Source organism: Spongisporangium articulatum, from assembly GCF_044465595.1.
Lineage (GTDB): Bacteria > Actinomycetota > Actinomycetes > Actinomycetales > Kineosporiaceae > Spongisporangium > Spongisporangium articulatum.
In genome coordinates, this window is the sequence record NZ_JBITLV010000002.1 from 162,631 (window position 1) to 180,113 (window position 17,483).

General features: G+C 71.8%; 16 protein-coding genes and 1 tRNA gene. 11 read left to right on the plus strand and 6 right to left on the minus strand.

The features are described from left to right. Positions 1 to 104 precede the first annotated feature (104 nt). Complete coding sequence (locus tag ACIB24_RS06970; protein WP_398277236.1) at positions 105 to 938, minus strand: glycosyltransferase family 2 protein; 834 nt, start codon at positions 936 to 938, stop codon at positions 105 to 107. A 132-nt stretch (positions 939 to 1,070) separates the two neighbouring features. On the opposite strand from ACIB24_RS06970, the gene ACIB24_RS06975 reads away from it, so the two are divergent. Continuing rightward, complete coding sequence (locus tag ACIB24_RS06975; RefSeq protein WP_398277239.1) at positions 1,071 to 2,831, plus strand: GGDEF domain-containing protein; 1,761 nt, start codon at positions 1,071 to 1,073, stop codon at positions 2,829 to 2,831. 55 nt (positions 2,832 to 2,886) lie between these two features. Here ACIB24_RS06975 and ACIB24_RS06980 read toward each other — a convergent pair whose 3' ends face one another. Together ACIB24_RS06980 and ACIB24_RS06985 are read right to left on the minus strand one after the other, a co-directional pair. Continuing rightward, entirely contained in the window at positions 2,887 to 4,029 is a 1,143-nt protein-coding gene (locus ACIB24_RS06980; protein WP_398277242.1) for an RNA polymerase sigma factor, read from the minus strand. Then, a complete protein-coding gene (locus ACIB24_RS06985; protein WP_398277245.1) occupies positions 4,029 to 4,439 on the minus strand; it encodes a YciI family protein in 411 nt (136 codons plus the stop codon). Before ACIB24_RS06985 ends, ACIB24_RS06980 begins: the two co-directional genes overlap by 1 nt. A 131-nt stretch (positions 4,440 to 4,570) precedes the next feature. On the opposite strand from ACIB24_RS06985, the gene ACIB24_RS06990 reads away from it, so the two are divergent. Beyond that, entirely contained in the window at positions 4,571 to 5,089 is a 519-nt protein-coding gene (locus tag ACIB24_RS06990) for a helix-turn-helix domain-containing protein (protein WP_398277248.1), read from the plus strand. A 62-nt stretch (positions 5,090 to 5,151) separates the two neighbouring features. After that, on the plus strand, positions 5,152 to 5,655 hold the full coding sequence (locus ACIB24_RS06995; protein ID WP_398277251.1) for a DUF6036 family nucleotidyltransferase: 504 nt from the start codon (positions 5,152 to 5,154) through the stop codon (positions 5,653 to 5,655). A gap of 309 nt (positions 5,656 to 5,964) precedes the next feature. Here the strand turns inward: ACIB24_RS06995 and ACIB24_RS07000 are convergent, their stop codons facing one another. Further along, positions 5,965 to 6,216: a CDGSH iron-sulfur domain-containing protein gene (locus tag ACIB24_RS07000; RefSeq protein WP_398277254.1), complete on the minus strand. Its 252-nt coding sequence runs from the start codon at positions 6,214 to 6,216 to the stop codon at positions 5,965 to 5,967. Positions 6,217 to 6,293: 77 nt separating this feature from the next. On the opposite strand from ACIB24_RS07000, the gene ACIB24_RS07005 reads away from it, so the two are divergent. Beyond that, positions 6,294 to 7,571 (plus strand): iron-containing redox enzyme family protein, encoded by a 1,278-nt coding sequence (locus ACIB24_RS07005; RefSeq protein WP_398277256.1) that lies wholly within the window; start codon positions 6,294 to 6,296, stop codon positions 7,569 to 7,571. On the opposite strand, the gene ACIB24_RS07010 is transcribed toward ACIB24_RS07005, so the two are convergent. Next, complete coding sequence (locus ACIB24_RS07010) at positions 7,514 to 8,497, minus strand: methyltransferase (RefSeq protein WP_398277258.1); 984 nt, start codon at positions 8,495 to 8,497, stop codon at positions 7,514 to 7,516. The genes ACIB24_RS07005 and ACIB24_RS07010 overlap by 58 nt on opposite strands. A gap of 71 nt (positions 8,498 to 8,568) precedes the next feature. Here ACIB24_RS07010 and ACIB24_RS07015 point away from each other — a divergent pair, with 71 nt between their 5' ends. The 5 genes from ACIB24_RS07015 (at position 8,569) to ACIB24_RS07035 (ending at position 12,587) form a co-directional block, all read left to right on the plus strand. After that, on the plus strand, positions 8,569 to 9,030 hold the full coding sequence (locus tag ACIB24_RS07015; protein WP_398277261.1) for a MarR family winged helix-turn-helix transcriptional regulator: 462 nt from the start codon (positions 8,569 to 8,571) through the stop codon (positions 9,028 to 9,030). Continuing rightward, positions 9,027 to 9,842 (plus strand): NAD-dependent epimerase/dehydratase family protein, encoded by an 816-nt coding sequence (locus tag ACIB24_RS07020; protein WP_398277264.1) that lies wholly within the window; start codon positions 9,027 to 9,029, stop codon positions 9,840 to 9,842. Before ACIB24_RS07015 ends, ACIB24_RS07020 begins: the two co-directional genes overlap by 4 nt. Positions 9,843 to 9,915: 73 nt before the next feature. Next, positions 9,916 to 10,704 carry an SDR family NAD(P)-dependent oxidoreductase gene (locus ACIB24_RS07025; RefSeq protein ID WP_398277267.1) on the plus strand — a complete coding sequence of 263 codons (789 nt, stop codon included), beginning with the start codon at positions 9,916 to 9,918 and terminating at the stop codon, positions 10,702 to 10,704. Positions 10,705 to 10,801: 97 nt separating this feature from the next. After that, the gene (locus ACIB24_RS07030; protein WP_398277270.1) at positions 10,802 to 11,779 is read left to right on the plus strand and encodes an SDR family oxidoreductase; all 978 of its coding nucleotides are present in this window, start codon (positions 10,802 to 10,804) and stop codon (positions 11,777 to 11,779) included. Between the two features lie 121 nt (positions 11,780 to 11,900). Beyond that, positions 11,901 to 12,587, plus strand: coding sequence for a TetR/AcrR family transcriptional regulator (locus ACIB24_RS07035; protein ID WP_398277273.1), 687 nt, complete (start codon positions 11,901 to 11,903; stop codon positions 12,585 to 12,587). A 200-nt stretch (positions 12,588 to 12,787) separates the two neighbouring features. On the opposite strand, the gene ACIB24_RS07040 is transcribed toward ACIB24_RS07035, so the two are convergent. After that, a tRNA-Arg gene (locus tag ACIB24_RS07040) sits at positions 12,788 to 12,860 on the minus strand. A 291-nt stretch (positions 12,861 to 13,151) separates the two neighbouring features. Here ACIB24_RS07040 and ACIB24_RS07045 point away from each other — a divergent pair. Beyond that, positions 13,152 to 15,122: a dynamin family protein gene (locus ACIB24_RS07045; protein WP_398277276.1), complete on the plus strand. Its 1,971-nt coding sequence runs from the start codon at positions 13,152 to 13,154 to the stop codon at positions 15,120 to 15,122. Beyond that, positions 15,119 to 17,305, plus strand: coding sequence for a GTPase family protein (locus tag ACIB24_RS07050; protein ID WP_398277279.1), 2,187 nt, complete (start codon positions 15,119 to 15,121; stop codon positions 17,303 to 17,305). The genes ACIB24_RS07045 and ACIB24_RS07050 overlap by 4 nt, the downstream gene beginning before the upstream one ends. Positions 17,306 to 17,483: the final 178 nt, after the last annotated feature.

Sequence of the window (17,483 nt, forward strand, 5' to 3'; positions counted from 1 at the left end):
TGTGACACCGTGCTCATGCGCGGCGGCCGGCGCCGAGCCGGTCGTCGCCGACCCCGTGTGCTGGCGCGGGCCCGGGGTTCCGGTTCTCCGCTAACAGTTTCCGGCTAGCGGAACAGCCCGTCGCGCACGGCGGTGGCCCGCTCGCGCAGCTTCTCCTTCGCCTGGCCGGGGCTCTTCAGACAGCCGACCACCGTCCGGACGAACGTGTCGGCCAGCAGCAGGAGCACCGCCGTCCACTGCTGGTGCTTGCGCTGCAGGCGCAGCCGGCCGGACGTGTCGATGTACGGGGTCAGGTCCTCGTTCGGCACCTTGGTGGCGCTCAGGTCGGTGCGCACGACGATGCGCTTGTGCAGGTCCCGGATCACCCGCAGCCCGAAGTCGACGTCCTGGTAGTAGTGGAACCAGGCCTCGTCGAAACCGCCCAGCGCGCGGAAGTCGGTGCGGCGCATGACCGCGACCGCCGCGTCCAGCCACAGCGGCGGGCCCGGGTAGTCCCGCTCGGGACGCAGGTGGTGGGGGTTGTTGCCCCGGTCGGCCATCGTGCCGCCGTGCGACCAGAGCGACCCGTCCCGCGAGTCGAACAGGGCCGGCCCGACCAGCGCGACCTGCGGGTCGTCGAGTTCCGCGGCCAGGGCGGGCAGGAGGCCGGGGGAGAGGGTCACGTCGTCGGCCAGCATGGCGACCACGTCGACACCCTCGGGCAGGGTGGCGACGGCCGCGTTCACGGCGCCGCCGTAGCCGGGGTTCGGCAGGTGCAGCCAGGTGCCCTCGCTCCACAGCTTCTCCGCGGTGGCCTGCCGGTCGGGCTGCTCGCCGTTGTTCACGATCACGACGTCGTGCGGGTCGACACCCTGCCCGGCCAGGCTCTGGGCTAGCACGGCGGCCTGCGGGGAGGCGTTGTAGGCGACGATCACGACGCCGATCCGGGGGCTGGTCACGGCCGTAGCCTAGAGACGCCTGTCGTCGACCGTGACGCAGGTGCGGAGAAATCATCCCCATCCGACGCATCGTCGTCACCCTCGGCAAAGCCGGCCGCTCAAGACCGGACGCCGTCAGGCCGAGTACAGGATGTGAGGTCTCTGAGCGGGGTCGGGGTCGCCACGCGCCTGTGGTGTGCGATCGCCGTTCCGCTCCTGGTGGCCGGAGCCGTCCTGGGGTCGCAGTTCCTCAGTGCCCGCGGCGCGGCCGAGGCGGCCCGTGACGAACTCGTGGAACTCCACGTGATCGGCGCCATGATGCAGTTGCAGGCCGGCCCGGTGCAGCCCGAGGTCCTGGCCCTCGGCCCGTTCCCACCCCCCGGCGGCGGGTCACGGACCCGCTTGCGGGACGCCACGGTGCGGCAGATCTGGTCGTTGGCGATCCAGAACGAGCACGGTCGGATCGCCATCTACCAGCGCGCCCTGGCCCGCTACCCGGACGCCGTGCCCGCGGCCCTGGTCACGACCTTCGACCAGGAGGTCGCTCTCCTGCAGGGCCTGCTCGCGCAGCGCTCGTGGCCCACGGCCGACCAGATCGCCACGTACACCGAGCTGCGGGCTCGGGCCGACACCCAGTTGGCCGACCTCGGGATGAGCCTGGCCACCTCGGGGTGGGTGACCTACCAGGAGGGCATCGACGTCGACCGGACGAGCACCCGGGAGTTCTTCACCGCGTTCGCCGTCCTGGCCGATCTGCGCAACCCCGGCCCCAACCTGGTGAGCATGTTGAGCGGCGCACGAGCCAACGCGGTCGCCGGTCTGGGCCTCGGTTCGGGCGTCGCGACCCGGCAACGCGCCCTCGACCTCACCCGGACCCCGCAGTTCCTCCGCTTCGAGACCGACATGGCCCGCGCGGTGCAGGTGGCGGCCGGAGCCAAGCCTCCGGACGATCCGTGGCAGCTCTCGCGGACCGCCGTCAACGCCAACGGTCTGCACGACGAGATCACAGAGGTGGCGAACGCCGGGCGGGCTCTCGTCGAGGACGGCGTGCGCACCCGGCTGCGCGTCGCTCAGGAGAACGAGCGGCGGGCCGCGGTCCTGTCCCTGCTCGTGCTGCTCGCCACCGCGGCCGTCGGGGCCGCGGTCCTGCGCTCCGTCCTGCGACCGCTGCGGGCCCTGACCGTGCGGGCCGCCGACCTGGCCGGGGGCGCCCTCGACGGGCCACCGGTCACCATCGCCGGCCGGCACGAGCTGTCCGAGCTGGCCGTCGCGCTCGAGGGTGGCGCGCGCACGCTGCACAAGATCCGGGAGCAGTCCGAGGCGATCGCCGGTGGACGGCTCGACGACCCCTGTCTGGACGAGTCGGCGCCGGGCCCCCTCGGCGCGATGATGCACCGCAGCGTCGAGGCGGTCCGCGGGATGGCGTATCAGTTGCGGCAACAGGCCGACCTGGATGCTCTGACGGGGCTCATGAACCGCAACGCGCTGGAGAAGTGGGCGGCCGCCATGCAGGTGCCGCACGTCCTCTTCTACCTCGATCTCGACGGCTTCAAGCGGGTCAACGACACGCAGGGCCACCAGGCGGGCGACCAGGTGCTGAGCGTCGTCGCCGATCGGCTCCAGGGCGAGGTCGGGCCCGCGGACGCCGTCGCACGCCTCGGTGGGGACGAGTTCCTGATCGTGGCCCGCCTGGACACCGACGGGGCCGAGGAGCCCGCCCCGGGTCGGGTCGCCGCGCTGGTCGAGAGGTTCCGGGCCACCCTCAGCCGCCCGGTGGCCGAGGGCATGCAGGTCGGGGTCAGCATCGGCTGGACCCTCTGGACGCCCGGAGAGTCCTTCGAGGCGGCCCTTACCCGGGCCGATCTGGCCATGTACGAGCGGAAGCGGATCGCGCGCACGAGCGCGTCGCGCTAGGCGACCCGGGACGACCCGGCACGACCCGGCACACTGCGTCTCGACGCCTCCGGGCTCACCTCGAGCTCGTGTTGATCCGGGCCGCCTGCCGGGTGAGGTGGTCGCGTTCGGCCAGGTTGAGGGCCTGGCGGGCTGCCTGGGCGTACAGCCGGGCGGCGAGGACGAGGTTGCCGTCCTTCTCGTGCAGGTGGGCGGCCACCGCGGCGTACCGGGGCAGGTCGTCGTCCAGCTCGTGCAGGGCGGCGAGGCCGGCGCGGGGCCCGTCGGCCTCCCCGACGGCCACCGCGCGATTGAGCTGGACCACGGGAGAGTCGTTGAGCCGCAGCAGTTCGTCGTACCACTCGACGATCTGGACCCAGTCGGTCTCGTGGGTGGTCGGGGCGTCGGCGTGCAGGGCCGCGATCGCGGCCTGGGCCTGGAACTCACCCAGGCGGTCCCGGGCCAGCGCGGCCTGCAGGACGTCCACCCCTTCGGCGATCAGCGCTGTGTCCCAACGGTTCCGGTCCTGGTCGACGAGGGCCACGAGACTTCCGTCGGGCGCCGTACGGGCCGGTCGGCGGGCGTGGTGCAGGAGCATCAGGGCCAGCAGGCCGGCCACCTCGGGGTGGTCGATCGCCGCCGCGAGCCGGCGGGTCAGCCGGATCGCCTCCGCGGCGAGGTCGACGTCGCCGCTGTAGCCCTCGTTGAAGACGAGGTACAGCACCCGCAGCACCGTGGCGACGTCGCCCGGCTGGTCGAGACGCACCGTGGAGACGGTGCGCTTGGCCCGGCTGATGCGTTGCGCCATGGTCGCTTCCGGTACCAGGTACGCCTGGGCGATCTGGCGTGTGGTCAGGCCGGCGACCGCCCGCAAGGTCAACGCCACCGCCGACGACGGCGTGAGCGACGGGTGCGTACAGAGGAAGTACAGCTGCAGCGAGTCGTCCGTGTCGGGGACGGGCCCGGGGGACGGCTCCTCGTCCAGCCGGTCCTCCCGACGGCGCCGGGCGGCGTCCGAACGGGAGGCGTCGAGGAACCGGCGCCAGGCGACGGTGACGAGCCACGCCTTCGGATTCCGAGGCGCATCCTTCGGCCACGTGCGGACGGCTTCGAGCAGGGCGTCCTGGACGGCGTCCTCGCCCGCCGCGAAGTCGGCTCCGCGGCGGACGAGGATCCCGATGACGTCCGGGACGAGACTCCGGAAGAGGAGCTCGTCCATCAGTGGCAGTCGGCGGCGGGCGGCATGCTCAGGAACGGCCGCAGCTCGAGCCACTCGTTGATCGGCCTCCCGCCCGCGCCCGGCGCCGCCGACAGCGACCCGGCCAGTTCGAGGGCGCGCTCGTAGCTGTCGACGTCGATGATCATCCAGCCCGCGATCAGGTCCTTGGTCTCCGCGAACGGCCCGTCGGTGACCGGCGGTCGGCCCTCGCCGTCGTGGCGCACCCACGTGCCCTCCGGGGCCAGCGCTTGGCCGTCGACGTACTCACCGGTCTTCTCCAGGTCGGCCGCCCAGTCGCGCATGAACTGCACGTGGGCGTCGACCTCCTCGGGCGTCCAGTGCTCCATGGGGACGTCGTTGCTCGGGGTCGGGGCGCCGCGGTAGTGCTTCAGCAGCAGGTACTTGGCCATGTCGTGTCTCCTCGCGCTGAGTGCAACCCATTGTGGTCGCGTTACACAGCGGGGACGGAGCCGGGCGGTCGTTTTCGACATGATCCCGGGAGCAGTCTTGCATCTATAGCAGAATTTGCTATATTGCTCACATGAGCGGGCGTGGTGGAGTGCTGCGGGACGTGATGCGGGAGACCGGCACCACGCAGTCCGACCTGTCCCGGTTGAGTGGCGTTCGGCAGCCGAGCATCAGTCAGTTCCTGTCCGGGAAGGTCGAGTTCAGCGACGACCAGCTGGAGCGACTGCTGTCGTGCATGGGCTACCGCTTGGAAGTCGTCCGGCGCCCTGTCCCGCCCGACCTCACCCGGTCGGAGCGGCGGTCCTGGCGCCTGAATCGCGAGCTCTCGCGAGAGTTGAATCAGGACCGGCTGCAGGAGTGGCTGCCCACGATCGAACGGAACCTGCAACGGCTCCGGAGGGACGTTCGCGGTCAACCTCATCTGCGGAACCTCGAGGCTTGGCAGTCCTTGATTGACAACCGCGATGTCTTGGGTCTGCATCGCGTGTTGACGGGTCTGGACCGCATGTCGATCGAGATGCGTGAGGTGTCCCCGTTGGGTGGGCTGCTTTCGGCGGAGCAACGATCGCAGGTCCTCGGTCTGGCCGGCTGATGCGGCGCGACCAACTCGAGCACGCGATTCGTACTGCGTGTCAGATCATTGGCCGACCCGAGGTGATCGTTGTTGGCTCGCAGGCCATCCTTGGAACCTATCGAGAGGATGAGCTACCGCTCGCGGCAACGTTTTCCGTCGAGGTGGACATTCTCCCGATCGGTGATGACGACGCCGAGACCGAGGAGTTGGCGGACCTCATCGAGGGTGTTGCAGGTGAGTACTCACCGTTCGAAAACCTGCACGGTTTCAGCATCGACGGCGTCGACTTGCACACGGCGGTGCTTCCACTCGGGTGGAGGGAACGACTCGTAAGAGTTCAGAACCGGAACACGGCGTCGCCGGCCGGGGAACCGCAATTCGTCGGCTGGTGTCTCGACAAGGAAGACCTCTGCGTGGCGAAACTCTGCGCGTTCCGCGAGAAGGACCGCAACTTTGTGGCCGCACTTCTCGAGGCGGACTTGGTGGACGCGAGTGTCATCGCGGGCCGGCTCCACGAACTCGAATCTGAGAGAGCCGTTCTCGCCGAGACTGCCCTCAAGTGGTTGGTCACGGCGAGGCAGTGAGCGTGCCGGGCGAACCGGAAACGCACCTGAGACGTTGCCACACGATCACCACGTGATCGCGGACGAGCGGGCGCCTTGGACGCGCGAGATCCGGGTCGACGACCGGCGCCGGAGGCGGTGGCTTCAGGCGGGGGCTTTCGTGGTGGTCCTTCGCCCTGCCGGCGCCCGTCGTCCCGTCCGGCGACAGCCGGGTCTTGGCGACGTTCGACGTCTCGCGCCTCGACCGGGCCACGACCTGGATCTACGTGCTGCGGACCCGCGACCTCTCGCAGCGGTTGGGTTGTCTGCAGCCGTTCTGTCGGCGTCCGGTCACCGGCGTCCCGTTGCCGCGGACGTAGCCGGTGACGGCCCGTCGGTTGCGGGCGGCCGCTTCGCGGCCTCCAGCTTGTGCGTCCCGTCGCAGAACGGGGCGATCCCCGAGCGACCGCACCGGCACAACGCGACGACGCGGCGGCGGCGCGGGATCGGGGCGCCGTTCTCATCCAGCAGCTCGACATCGCCGCGCACGAGGAAGGGCCCCCCGGGGTAGGCGCGGATCTCGCCCGTCGGTTCCTGCGTCATGGTCGCACTCTGCGTCACGGCGGGCGAGGGGGCGACTCGACTGGTCCGAAGGCGATGGCCGGGGGTAGATGGGGCACATGACGACGAGCGCCTCGATGCCACTGCCCGCCCCGCGCGGATCGTTGAGCCACGCCCTGATCACGCTGCTGCGCGGGGCGCCGGACGGCGGGGTGCGGCTGGGTGGGGACGATCTGCCGTCGCTGATCCGCCTCGTCGGGATCGCCGAGGACGCCGCCGCCGTCACGGACGGGCCGGTGGAGGACGACGACGTCCAGCTGTCGCTGGCCTTGCTCTACGAGCTGCACTACCGCGGTCTGGACGGCGTCGACCCGCGCTGGGAGTGGCAGCCGCAGCTGACGGCCGTGGCCGCCGTCCTGGAACGGGTGCTGCTGGCCGAGCTGCGCGACCGGGCCGCGGCCCGGCTGGCGGGAGCCGCGACGGCCGAGGTCACCGCCGAGACCCTGCCCGAGAACCTCTCGGAGCTCATCGCGGCTGACGACACCCCTTCGCTGTCGACGTATCTGGCCCGCACGGCGACCAGTGAGCAGTACGCCGAGTTCCTCGCGCACCGCTCGGTCTACCACCTGCGTGAGGCCGACCCGCACACCTTCGCCATTCCGCGGCTGGCCGGCCGGCCGAAGGCGGCGCTGGTCGAGGTCCAGTCCGACGAGTACGGCGGCGGGGCCGCCGAACGGATGCACAGTGCCCTCTTCGCGCAGACCATGCGCACCCTCGGCGTCAACGACCGCTACGGCGCCCACGTGGACGTCGTCCCGGCCGTGACGCTGGCGTGGAGCAACGCCATGACGCTGTTCGGCCTTCACCGCCACCTGCGGGGCGCCGTGGCCGGTCACCTGGCCGTCCTGGAGATGACGTCGTCGCTGCCGAACCGGCTCTACGGCAACGGGTTACGCCGGTTGGGATTCGACGCTGAGGCGACCCTGTTCTTCGACGAGCACGTGGAGGCCGACGCCGTGCACGAGCAGATCGCGGCCCACGACCTGGCCGCGGCGCTGGCGGCCGACGAACCGGCCCTGCTCCCCGACGTCCTGCTCGGCGCCGCCACCGCGCTCGAGCTGGACGGTCTCGTGGTGCGGCACCTGCTCGACTCGTGGGCGGTGGGCGGGTCGTCGCTGCGCGGTCGGACGGCGGTGGTCCGCTCTGCCGCTCAGCGTGGGCCGGGCGAGGTCGTCCAGGAGGGGCCGCAGGTCGCCCCCGAGGTGAACGGCGCGCCGGTGAGCGGTGCCGTGACCGTCCCGGCGCAGGCGGGTGGGGCCGTCGACCACGGACGCAATGCTCAGGCCGACCACTCAACGGTCAGGACGGCCAGGGCGATGCGCTCGGCGTCCCGGTAGGCCGGGGTGTCGAGCTCCTCGTCGTACACGTCGGGGTCGACCTCCGTGTAGGACCAGTCGAGATCCTTTCCCGAGAGGCGTTGCTCGAGCTCGCGACGCAGCGGGTCGACGCCGTCGACGACGCCCGTCCCGCTGAACATCACCAGTGACCCGCCCGGTCGCAGCCGGGCGACGGCCGCCTCCGCGACGCGGACGGGCAGCCCGTACCCGGGCGCTCCACCGTCGCGGTAGCGGCGGCCCAAGGGGTCGATCATGAACGGTGGGTTGGAGACGATCAGGTCGAAGTCCCCGTCGACGTCCCGCAGCAGGTCGCTGCGCACGGCCGCCGACCGTCCGTCCAGGCCCGCCACGGCGGCGTTGACCCGGGCGAACCGCAGTGCGGCCTCGTTGACGTCGACCAGCACCAGCTCGGCGCCCGGGCAACGGGCCGCCACCGTGAGGCCGATCGCCCCTGTGCCGCAACCGATGTCGGCGATCCGCCGGACGGGTCGCGATCCGTACGCGAGGTGCGCGACGTGCGTGAGGCAGGCGGACGTCGTCCGGTAGGTGTCGGGGCCGAAGAAGACGGCGGCCGGGTCGAGGGTCGGGAAGGCCGAGTGCACGAACAGCCGGCCACCGAGTCCGGAGACCCGCACCCGGCTGCGGAGGGTGCCACCGTCGCGGTCGAGCACCCCGGCGGCGTCCATCAGTCGCAGCAGCTCGGCGGGCACCAGCCCGGGTCGGAAGCGCCGGCTCCAGCCGAACACCCCACGCAGGTCGCGGGCCCAGGCGTTGCCCGGACGCCGGTTGACGCGGGCGTGGGTCTCGGGGGAGACGGTGACGAAGGAGTAGCCGTGATCGCCCAGGGCGCAGAGCAATTCGCAGAGCGGCCCGTCGGGCGCAGCCCGGCCGGACGCATCCTCGGCCGGTGTCGTCACGTACGTCATATGCCCACGAACCGGCCGCCCATACGTCTCCCGCACTTGACAGTTCGTTAGGCGCCTGACAAGTTTGTGAGGTGCCTAACGAACTGCCGGCCCACGAGTTCGACCCTCCGGGCGCCTGGGCGAAGAAGTACTTTCTCGCCAGCCGGGCGCTGATGGAAGCCGTGCTCCGCCCCTACGACCTCGGGAACACGCAGTGGTACGTGCTGTACCGGCTGAGCGGAGGCGCCCCTGTGGGGCAGCGCACCCTCACGCGGGAGCTCGAGGTCGAGCGGGCCACCCTCAGCGCGGTGATCGCCGCGCTCGTGCGCAAGGGGTTGGTCGATCAGCTTCCCGACCCGGACGACCAGCGTCAGAAGCTGCTGCACGTCACGCCCGCCGGCCTGGAGCTGTGGAACGCACTCCCCGACCCGATGGCGTTGATCGCCGAGGTCGCCTTCGACGGGGTCGACCCCGCCGAGATCGAGACGATGAATCGCGTGCTCAGCAACGCCACCCGACGACTCGTCGACTACCGGAAGGAGCACGGCGCATGACGATTCTCGTGACCGGCGCGACGGGCCTGGTCGGTCCCCGCCTGCTCGGTCGACTCACCGCGGCGGGCGTCGAGTGCCGCGCCCTCGTGCGACCCGGAAAGGAGGTGCCGGGCGGTGTGGAGCGGGTCGAGGGAGACATCCTCAGCCCCGACTCCCTGCCGGCGGCCGTGCAGGGTGTCACCGCCGTCGTCCACCTGGCCGCCGTCTTCCGGACCCGCGACGAGGACCAGATCTGGGCCGTAAACCGCGAGGGCACCCGCAACCTGATCGCCGCGGTGGGACAGCACGCACCGGAGGCCCGGTTCCTGCTGGCCAGCACCTCCAACGTCTACGACGCCGACAGTCCGCACCCCGGGCGGGAGGACGACCCCGTCGCGCCGACGCTCGCCTACCCGGCCAGCAAGATCGAAGCCGAGCAGCTGCTGCGCGCCAGCGCACTGACGTGGGGCATCCTGCGGCTGCCCTTCATCTACGGCGACGGGGACGGGCACCTGGAGTCGTTGCCCGAACTCGCCGCCGGCATGGGGTGGCACCCGGCGCAGCGGCTGAGCGTCGTCCACCACGCCGACATCGCCACGGCGTTCAGGCTCGCCCTCACCGGGGCGTTCGACCACCGCACGGTCAACATCGCCGACGAGTCGGCCCCGAGCATCTACGAGCTGGCCCAGATCGTCGGGTACCCCTACGGCTCCTCGGCCGAACCGCTCCCTCAGCCGTGGAAGGGGCAGATGGACGTCGGCCTCGCCCGCCGTCTGGGCTTCACCCCGACGATCAGCACCGTCCATCAGGCGGTCCGCCACGGCGCGCTCTGACTCGCGTCGCACTGGATATTTCGGCGACTGACAGTCATTGACTAGCAGTCAGTGAAGTCGTAGGTTCCGGTACGTGACCTTCCTGCCTTCACGGGCCCTCGTGACCGGCGCCAGCTCGGGCATCGGTCTGGCCTTCGCGCGTCGCCTGGCCGCCCGGGACTGCGACCTGGTGCTCGTGGCTCGTCGCGGGGAGCGGCTGGAGGCCCTGGCCGACGAGCTGACGGCCGCCCACGGGGTCAGGTGCCAGGTGATCGCCTTCGATCTGTCGGTCGAGCACCCGGGCCACCGGTTGCTCGAGCAGGTCGGGGGCGAGGTCGACCTGGTCGTCAACAACGCGGGATTCGCGGTCCAGGGCCCCTTCGTCGAGGGGGAGCCCGGCGAGCTGGTCCGGGTGATCGCGGTGGATGTGCGGGCCGTCGTCGACATCTGCCGCGCGTTCCTGCCCGGGATGGTCGAACGCGGCGGGGGTTCCATCCTCAACGTGTCGAGCACCACGGCCTTTCAGCCGGTGCCTTCGCTGGCGGTCTACGCGGCCGCCAAGGCGTTCGTCGTGAGCTTCAGCCAGGCCCTGTGGGAGGAGACCCGGCGGCACGGCGTCACGGTCCTGTCGCTGGCGCCCGGGCCGACCCGCACCGAGTTCTTCGACGTGATCGGCGACGAGGCGTCTGTGTTCGGCCGGTTCCAGACGCCCGACCAGGTCGCGGCGGCCGGCCTGCGTGCCCTCGACCGGCGCCGCACTCCTCCGTCCGTGGTCTCCGGGGCCGGGAACGCGGTCGTCGCCCGTCTGGTGCGTGTCGTTCCGGCGCGAGTGCTGACCCCGGTGCTGGCCGGGATGCTGCGCCGTGCGAAGGCTTCCTCGTGAACCGGTCTCACGGTCACCACGGCAGAACATCCACTGATCAAAGGAGTCTCGTGATGAGGAATGCGTCCTGCGGGTGTGTCCGGGAGGTTCGGCGCTCATGATCCTGATCACCAGCGCCGCCGGCGGGGTGGGTCGACCCCTGGTGCGGGACCTCTCCCAACGGGGGCTACCGGTAAGGGCTTTCGTCAAGAACGAGCAGCAGGCTCGGCTGGTCCGGAACGCCGGAGCCACCGAGGTCGTGGTGGGGGACCTGAAGCGGCCCGGGGATCTCGAGGCGGCCGTGGCGGGCGCCCGGCAGCTCTACCACGCCGCTCCGACGCAGATCATCGACGAGGTGCCGATCGCCCGGCGGCTCATCGCCGCGGCCGGCGAGAACGGCGTGGAACACCTGCTCTTCCACTCGGTGATCCACCCTGAGATCCCCGAGCTCACCCACCACCATCAGAAGCTCCTCGTGGAGGGCCTCCTCAAGGAGTCGGGGCTACCCGTCACCGTTCTGCGCCCCTCCCACTACATGCAGAACTACCTGGACTTCTGGGACCTCCTGCAGGCCGGCATCCTGACCTACCCCTTCTCGCCCGACCGGATCATGGGCGTCGTCGACGTCGAGGACGTCGCGCAGGCGGCCCTCGAGGTCCTGCTCGCTCCCGAATCGCACCTCGGCCAGACCTACGACCTGTCGACCCAGGCGCTCGACCGGCACCAGATGGCCCGGATCTGGAGCCGGGTCCTGGGGCATCCGGTCACCGCGATCAGACTCCCGCCCGACGCCCTGAACAATCCGCTGGCCGCGGCCGGCGCGCTCGGCCCGGCCGTGGTCCGATCGCTGGCCCGGACCGGGCTGCGCTCGACGCCGGCGTTGGCCCGAGGGCTCGTGCGGGCGCCCAACGCGCGGGGGGTCCGCGGCTGGCCCGAGGATGCGCGTGAGGCCTACGTGCGCATGCTCACGTACTACGACGGGCACGGCCTGCCGCCCGGCGACCTGACCCACCTGCCCGCGCTCCTGGGCCGCGCCCCCACCGAGTACGCGGACTTCGCCCGGCGTGAAGCCGCCGTCCGGGGCGCCGTCCGATGAGTGCGAGAGGTCCGCGGCGCGCCCGCCCGGGAGCGTGGGCCGGGCGGGCGGCTACCTAGGATTGCCGACGGGCGAGTGTCGCCCCTTCGCCGTCCGGGAGGAGCTGTGCATGGTGCCGTCGGTGTCCGCCGGTGAGGAGCCCGCGTCGGCCCGCCCCGTGGGGGTCCGCGCGGCTCAGGCGGCCCAGACCCGCCAGCAACTGGTGCTGGCCGCCATCGAGCTGTTCTCGGACCGGGCCTACGACGAGGTCACCGTCGCCGACATCGCTCGCTCGGCCGGTGTCGCCCACGGGCTGCTCTTCCACCATTTCGGCACCAAGCGCGGCATCTACCTGGCCGCGCTGGAAGAGACCGTCGCGCGCATGAACGCCTCCTTCGCCGTCCCGGAAAGCGGCCCGGCGGAGCAGATCCGGGCCGCGCTGGTCCACCGTCTGCGCTACCTGGCCGAGCATCGGGGCCTGGCGCTGCGGGCCGTGCAGGCCGGCCGGGGCGAGGACCCGCAGGCCTGGGACGTCTTCGAGGGCGCCCGGTGGAACGAGCTGGCCCTGGTTGCCAGCCTGCTAGGCCTCGACGGAGACAACCCCACCCTGCGCATGGTCGGGCGCACCATCGCCGCGGTCTTCGATGAGATGACTGTTCAGTGGCTGGGCAACGATCAGCAGCCGAGCGTCGAGCGCGTGGTCGACTGGATCATGGCCGCGGCGGTCGGTTGCCTGAGGTCGGCCAGCCTTCTGGACCCGGACCTGCACCTGGAACCGGCCCTCGAGGTGCTGGACGCCGCGTCCAAAGCTCAGGGTGCCTCGCGGTAGACGGGAGCCAAGACGCGATAGCCCGGACCGGTATCCGCAGGTCCGGGCTATGCCGATGTCCCGAGACATCACAGGTGCGCCCGGCAGGAGCCGCCGTCGCGGTCGAGGTCTCCTTCGTCGGCCTCGTCCGCTCCGTCTCCCGTCATCATGCCGGGCCGCACTTTCCGCCCTGGCGCGCTGGCGCGGCCAGGGCCACAAAGTGCGCCCGGCAGGATTCGAACCTGCGACCGATGGATTAGAAGTCCATTGCTCTATCCACTGAGCTACGAGCGCGTGCTGCCGCGGGCCGCCCGGCGGTGGAACTGGCGGAGTCAGGCCGGCGCGCCGCACCAGAGTAGGCGACCCCGAACGCGGGTGGAATCACATCGCGCAAAAGAGTAGCCACGCTCAGTAGTGGGAACTATACGGAGAGCGGTCGGACGTTTGCGGACAGTACCGGCAGTCCGGAAAGCCGTTACCGGCCAATCGTGGTTTTGTCGTGTACCGGGCCACACATGCACCATGGAACCGCGACGATGGACACGCATGGTGACGGGGCCTGGATCGTTGAGAAGGGAGATGGTGGTGAGCCACGACGCGCTGACGCACAACGGCGAGCCTTCCGTCGTCCCCGAGAACGGATCGGAGCCCGGCGCCCCGGCTCCGATCATCGGCGCCCGGGCCCGCTCGGGTCCGCGCCCCCAGCCCGCGCTGCGCCCGAACCGCGTGCGCCGCACGATCCCGATCCCGGAGCAGCAGGACGAGGCCGCGCCCGACGTCCTGGTGGCTGCGCAGCAGCTGCGCACCCACGTCGCCCAGCTGACCCTTCACCTCGAGGTCGACGGCATCGCCGACGCCCGGCGCGAGCGTGAGGGCCTGCTGAACCAGCTCGACGACTACGTCCTGCCGCGGCTGCGTCGCCCCGACTCGCCGCTGCTGGCGGTGATCGGCGGTTCGACCGGGGCCGGCAAGAGCACGCTGACCAACAGCCTGGTGCGGCGGGAGGTGAGCCGGTCCGGCATCCTGCGGCCGACCACGCGCTCGCCGGTGCTGGTGCACCACCCTGACGACTCGGGCCACTTCCTGACGCCGCGCATCCTGCCGCGCCTGACCCGGGTCACCTCCGAGGCGCCCGAGCCGGCGCAGCCGATCGACCCGTACGCGCCGCGCATCACGGGTCTGCGGCTGGTGCCCCACGACGGGCTGACGCCGGGGCTGGGCATCATCGACGCCCCCGACATCGACAGCCTGGTCGAGACCAACCGCGACCTCGCCGTCCAGCTGCTGGCCGCCGCCGATCTCTGGATCTTCGTGACGACGGCCGCCCGCTACTCGGACGCGATCCCGTGGCAGATGCTCCACCAGGCCAGCGAACGCGGGGTCGCGGTGGCCGTCGTGCTGAACCGCGTCCCGCCGGAGTCGTTGGCGGAACTGCGGGTCGACCTGGCCAGCCGGCTGCGGGACCGTGGGCTCGGTGGTGCGCCGCTGTTCACGATCCCGGAGACGGAGACCGAGGACGGCTTCCTCCCGGTCGAGGTCGTCCAGCAGCTGCAGGCCTGGCTGAAGCGCATCGCGGGCAGCGACCGGCACCGCGGCGTGATCGCCGACCGGTCGGTTCTCGGTGTGCTGGGCAGCATCCCGCCCCGCGCCCGGGCGCTGGCCGCTGCGGCCGACGTCCAGGCTGCGGGCTGGGTGGAGCTGCGCGACGACCTCGAGGCCGTGCTCGCCGAGGCGCAGCCCCGGCTGCTCGCCTCGCTCGCCGACGGCTCGCTGCTCGGCGGCGAGGTCCAGGCGCGGTGGCAGGAGTTCGTGGCGGACGGCGAATTCATCCGCCGGGTGGACACTTCCGGCAAGCCGGGGGCGGACGACGACCCGACCGTCGGTCTCGACGGTCCGGTCGGCGACGCGGTCATCGCGACCATCCGGACGGCGGTCCGCGCCGTCCGTGACGAGGTCCTGTCCCGCTGGTCGACCCGCCCGGCCGGGGCCCGGCTCGTGACGGCCCGATCCGGTGAGTTGCAGCCGCTGGGGCGCCAGATCGAGGTCGAGCGAGCCGTGCACGACTGGCGGGACGAACTGGAGGACCGGGTCGGCTTCGCGGTCGAGGCGGCCGAAAGGCGCGGTGCGACGGTCGATCTGGACACGGCCCGCGACGTCATGTTCGTCGTTTCGATCGACGAGAAGGCCGACCGGGCGCAGGGTTCCGGCCAGAAGGGCCGTTCGCCCTCCACGGTCATCGCGGCTCGGCGCATCCTCGCGAAGTTCCTCGGCGAGGACCGGATCCGGCACCTGACCGGTGAGGCGCGCGCCGACCTGGCCCAGAAGGCCACGAGTCTCCTCGCCGTGGAGGCCGACCGGCTCGCCGAGCTGCTCGACCTGGCCGCCATCGACCCCGCCCGGGCCGCCGGCCTGCGCGCCGGGGCCGACGCCGTCGAGTTCGCCCTCACGGGTGAGGAAGCCGACGAGGGCCCCGAGAGCCAGGACCACCCGACGAACGGTGCCAACGGCGGCACCCCGGTCGACCCCGAACCCACCTCCGGGCAGGCAACGACATGAGCACCCACGCCGTGAACTCACACGCCGGCCGGGTCTACGACCTGGCGGCCCTGGCCACCTCCCTCGACGCCGCGGTCACCGCCGGCGGCGCGTGCCTCGACCCGGACGGGGTCGTTGCGGCGCGGGAAGTGATGGAGCGTGGCCTGCAGCGCCTGGAACTGGGTGCGCAGCACACCGTGGTCGCGCTCGTCGGGGCCACCGGCAGCGGGAAGTCGACCCTGTTCAACGCGCTCGCCGAGATGGAGATCGCCGAGGTCGGGGCCCGCCGCCCGCTGACCAAGGAGCCGATGGCCTGCATCTGGGGCGAGGACGGTTCCACCGGCCTGCTCGACTGGCTCGCGGTGCCCGAAAGTCGACGCCTGCGCAGGGAATCGGTGCTGGACGCCGACCGCCAGGCCCCCCTGCACGGTCTCGTCCTGCTCGACCTCCCCGACCACGACTCGACCGAGGTCTCACACCGCTTCGAGGTCGACCGGCTCGTCGGCAAGGTCGACCTGCTGGTCTGGGTGGTCGACCCGCAGAAGTACGCGGACGACGCCCTGCACTCGCGCTACCTGCAGCAGCTGACCGACCACGAGACCGTCATGGTGGTCGTGCTCAACCAGGTCGACAAGCTGCGCCCCGAGGAGATCGAGCAGTGCTTGGCCGACCTGCGCCGCCTGCTGGTCGCCGACGGGCTGCCCGCCATCCGGTTGCTGGCGGTCTCGGCCCGGTCCCGGTACGGCGTCGAGGACCTGCGCAACCTGATCGTGGACGCCGTCCGGACCCGCACGGCCGTGATCGACCGGTCGTCGGCCGACCTCGTCGCGGTCACGCACCGACTGCGCGCCGGGGTCGCCGACCGCGAGCCGGGGGACGGCGGGCCGCTGCCGGGCACCGAGGCCCTCACGAACGAATTGTCCGACGCGGCAGGAGTTCCCGCGGTGCTCGACGCGATCACCGGCGAGTACCGGCGGCGCGGGGCGCAGTACGGCCGCTGGCTCGTCGGGCGGATGGTCCAGGGCCTGCGTTCGGACGCCGTCGGCCGGTTGGGCGGGCAGGTGGACCAGGACGACCTGCAGGTCATCGTCAACACCCTGCAACCGTTCGCGGCGCCCACCCAGCGCGCGCAGGTGCAGGTCGCGGTCGACTCGTTCGCGTCGTCCATCGCTGCCGAGCTGCCGCCGCGGTGGGGCGCGGCCGTCCGCAACTCCGTCCGTGGTGCGACGGAAAACCTTGTGCACGAACTGGATTCGGCGGTCTCGCAGGTCGACCTGCAGATCGACACGCCCTGGCGGTGGCGGTTCCTCCGCCTGGCCCAGTGGGCGCTGGCCCTCGTCGCGCTCGCCGGGGCGGCCTGGCTGTTCGCCACCGGCGCCTACCAGCTCGCGGGCCGGTACCTGCCGTACCCGCCGGAGTTCGGCGGGGTGCCGCTGCCGGTCATCCTGCTGGGCGCCGGGCTGCTGCTCGGGGCCCTGATCGCGCCGCTGGGCGGTTGGTCGGTGAAGCGCCGGGCGATCGAGTACCGGGACGCCGTGGACCGGCGCCTGCACGACGTCGTCGCCAAGGTGGCCCGCGAGCTCGTGGTCGAACCGGTCGACGCGGTGCTGGCCCGGCACCGGACCGTGCGCCAGGCGCTGAACGGCGAGCTGCAGATCGTCCAGCCCGAGCTCACCACGGCGATGGAGGCGGCCGTCACGGTGCCCACGCCGGAGCCCGTGGTGGCGCCGACGCCGAAGTCCGAGCCGAAGTCGGCGCCGGAGGTCGGGGGGCCGGTTGCCGCCGAGATCCCCCAGCCCGAGCCTCTTGTCGCGCCTGAAACCGTCGTCGAGGCCGAGTCGGTCGGGGTCGCCGCCGCCGAGGAAGCGCCTGAGGTCACCGCGCCGGTTGCTGCCGAGCCGGTTGCTGCCGAGCCGGTTGCTGCCGAGCCGGTTGCTCAGGAGCCGGCCGGCCAGCCGGAGACCGCGACCGCCGAACCGGACGAGCCGCTGGGCGGCCCCTCCGAACAGGCCCCCGAACCGGTGGCTCAGTCGGAGGCCGACCTGGAGGTCTCGTCGTCCGAGCCGGTCGCGGGCGAGCAGCGGGTCATCCGTCTCCCGGACGACGACGACCTCGACCTGGGCGTCGTCGACCCGGAGCCCCGCCCGGAGCCGGTCGCCGAACAGCCCGCCGAGGACTCCGGCGACTCCCGCGTCGCCGTCTGACGCGTCGCCTCTTCAAGATCACCGCCTTCCAGTCGTTTCGTCGGGTCACGCCCGATGAAACGACGCGAGTCTGGTGACCATGGTCAGGGTTCGGCACGCTCGGGCTGAGTCCTGCACCCCGTCGACGGTGGCCCGCACACCGCGTCGTCCACAGCGGGCAGGAACGGCCCGTCGTCCA

Bases quoted from the DNA above. Each gene is read 5' to 3' on its own strand.
- ACIB24_RS06980 (WP_398277242.1), bottom strand. From the start codon at position 4,029: ATGGACGAGCTCCTCTTCCGGAGTCTCGTCCCGGACGTCATCGGGATC.
- ACIB24_RS06985 (WP_398277245.1), bottom strand. From the start codon at position 4,439: ATGGCCAAGTACCTGCTGCTGAAGCACTACCGCGGCGCCCCGACCCCG.
- ACIB24_RS06990 (WP_398277248.1), top strand. From the start codon at position 4,571: ATGAGCGGGCGTGGTGGAGTGCTGCGGGACGTGATGCGGGAGACCGGC.
- ACIB24_RS07000 (WP_398277254.1), bottom strand. From the start codon at position 6,216: ATGACGCAGGAACCGACGGGCGAGATCCGCGCCTACCCCGGGGGGCCC.
- ACIB24_RS07005 (WP_398277256.1), top strand. From the start codon at position 6,294: ATGACGACGAGCGCCTCGATGCCACTGCCCGCCCCGCGCGGATCGTTG.
- ACIB24_RS07010 (WP_398277258.1), bottom strand. From the start codon at position 8,497: ATGACGTACGTGACGACACCGGCCGAGGATGCGTCCGGCCGGGCTGCG.
- ACIB24_RS07020 (WP_398277264.1), top strand. From the start codon at position 9,027: ATGACGATTCTCGTGACCGGCGCGACGGGCCTGGTCGGTCCCCGCCTG.
- ACIB24_RS07030 (WP_398277270.1), top strand. From the start codon at position 10,802: ATGATCCTGATCACCAGCGCCGCCGGCGGGGTGGGTCGACCCCTGGTG.
- ACIB24_RS07050 (WP_398277279.1), top strand. From the start codon at position 15,119: ATGAGCACCCACGCCGTGAACTCACACGCCGGCCGGGTCTACGACCTG.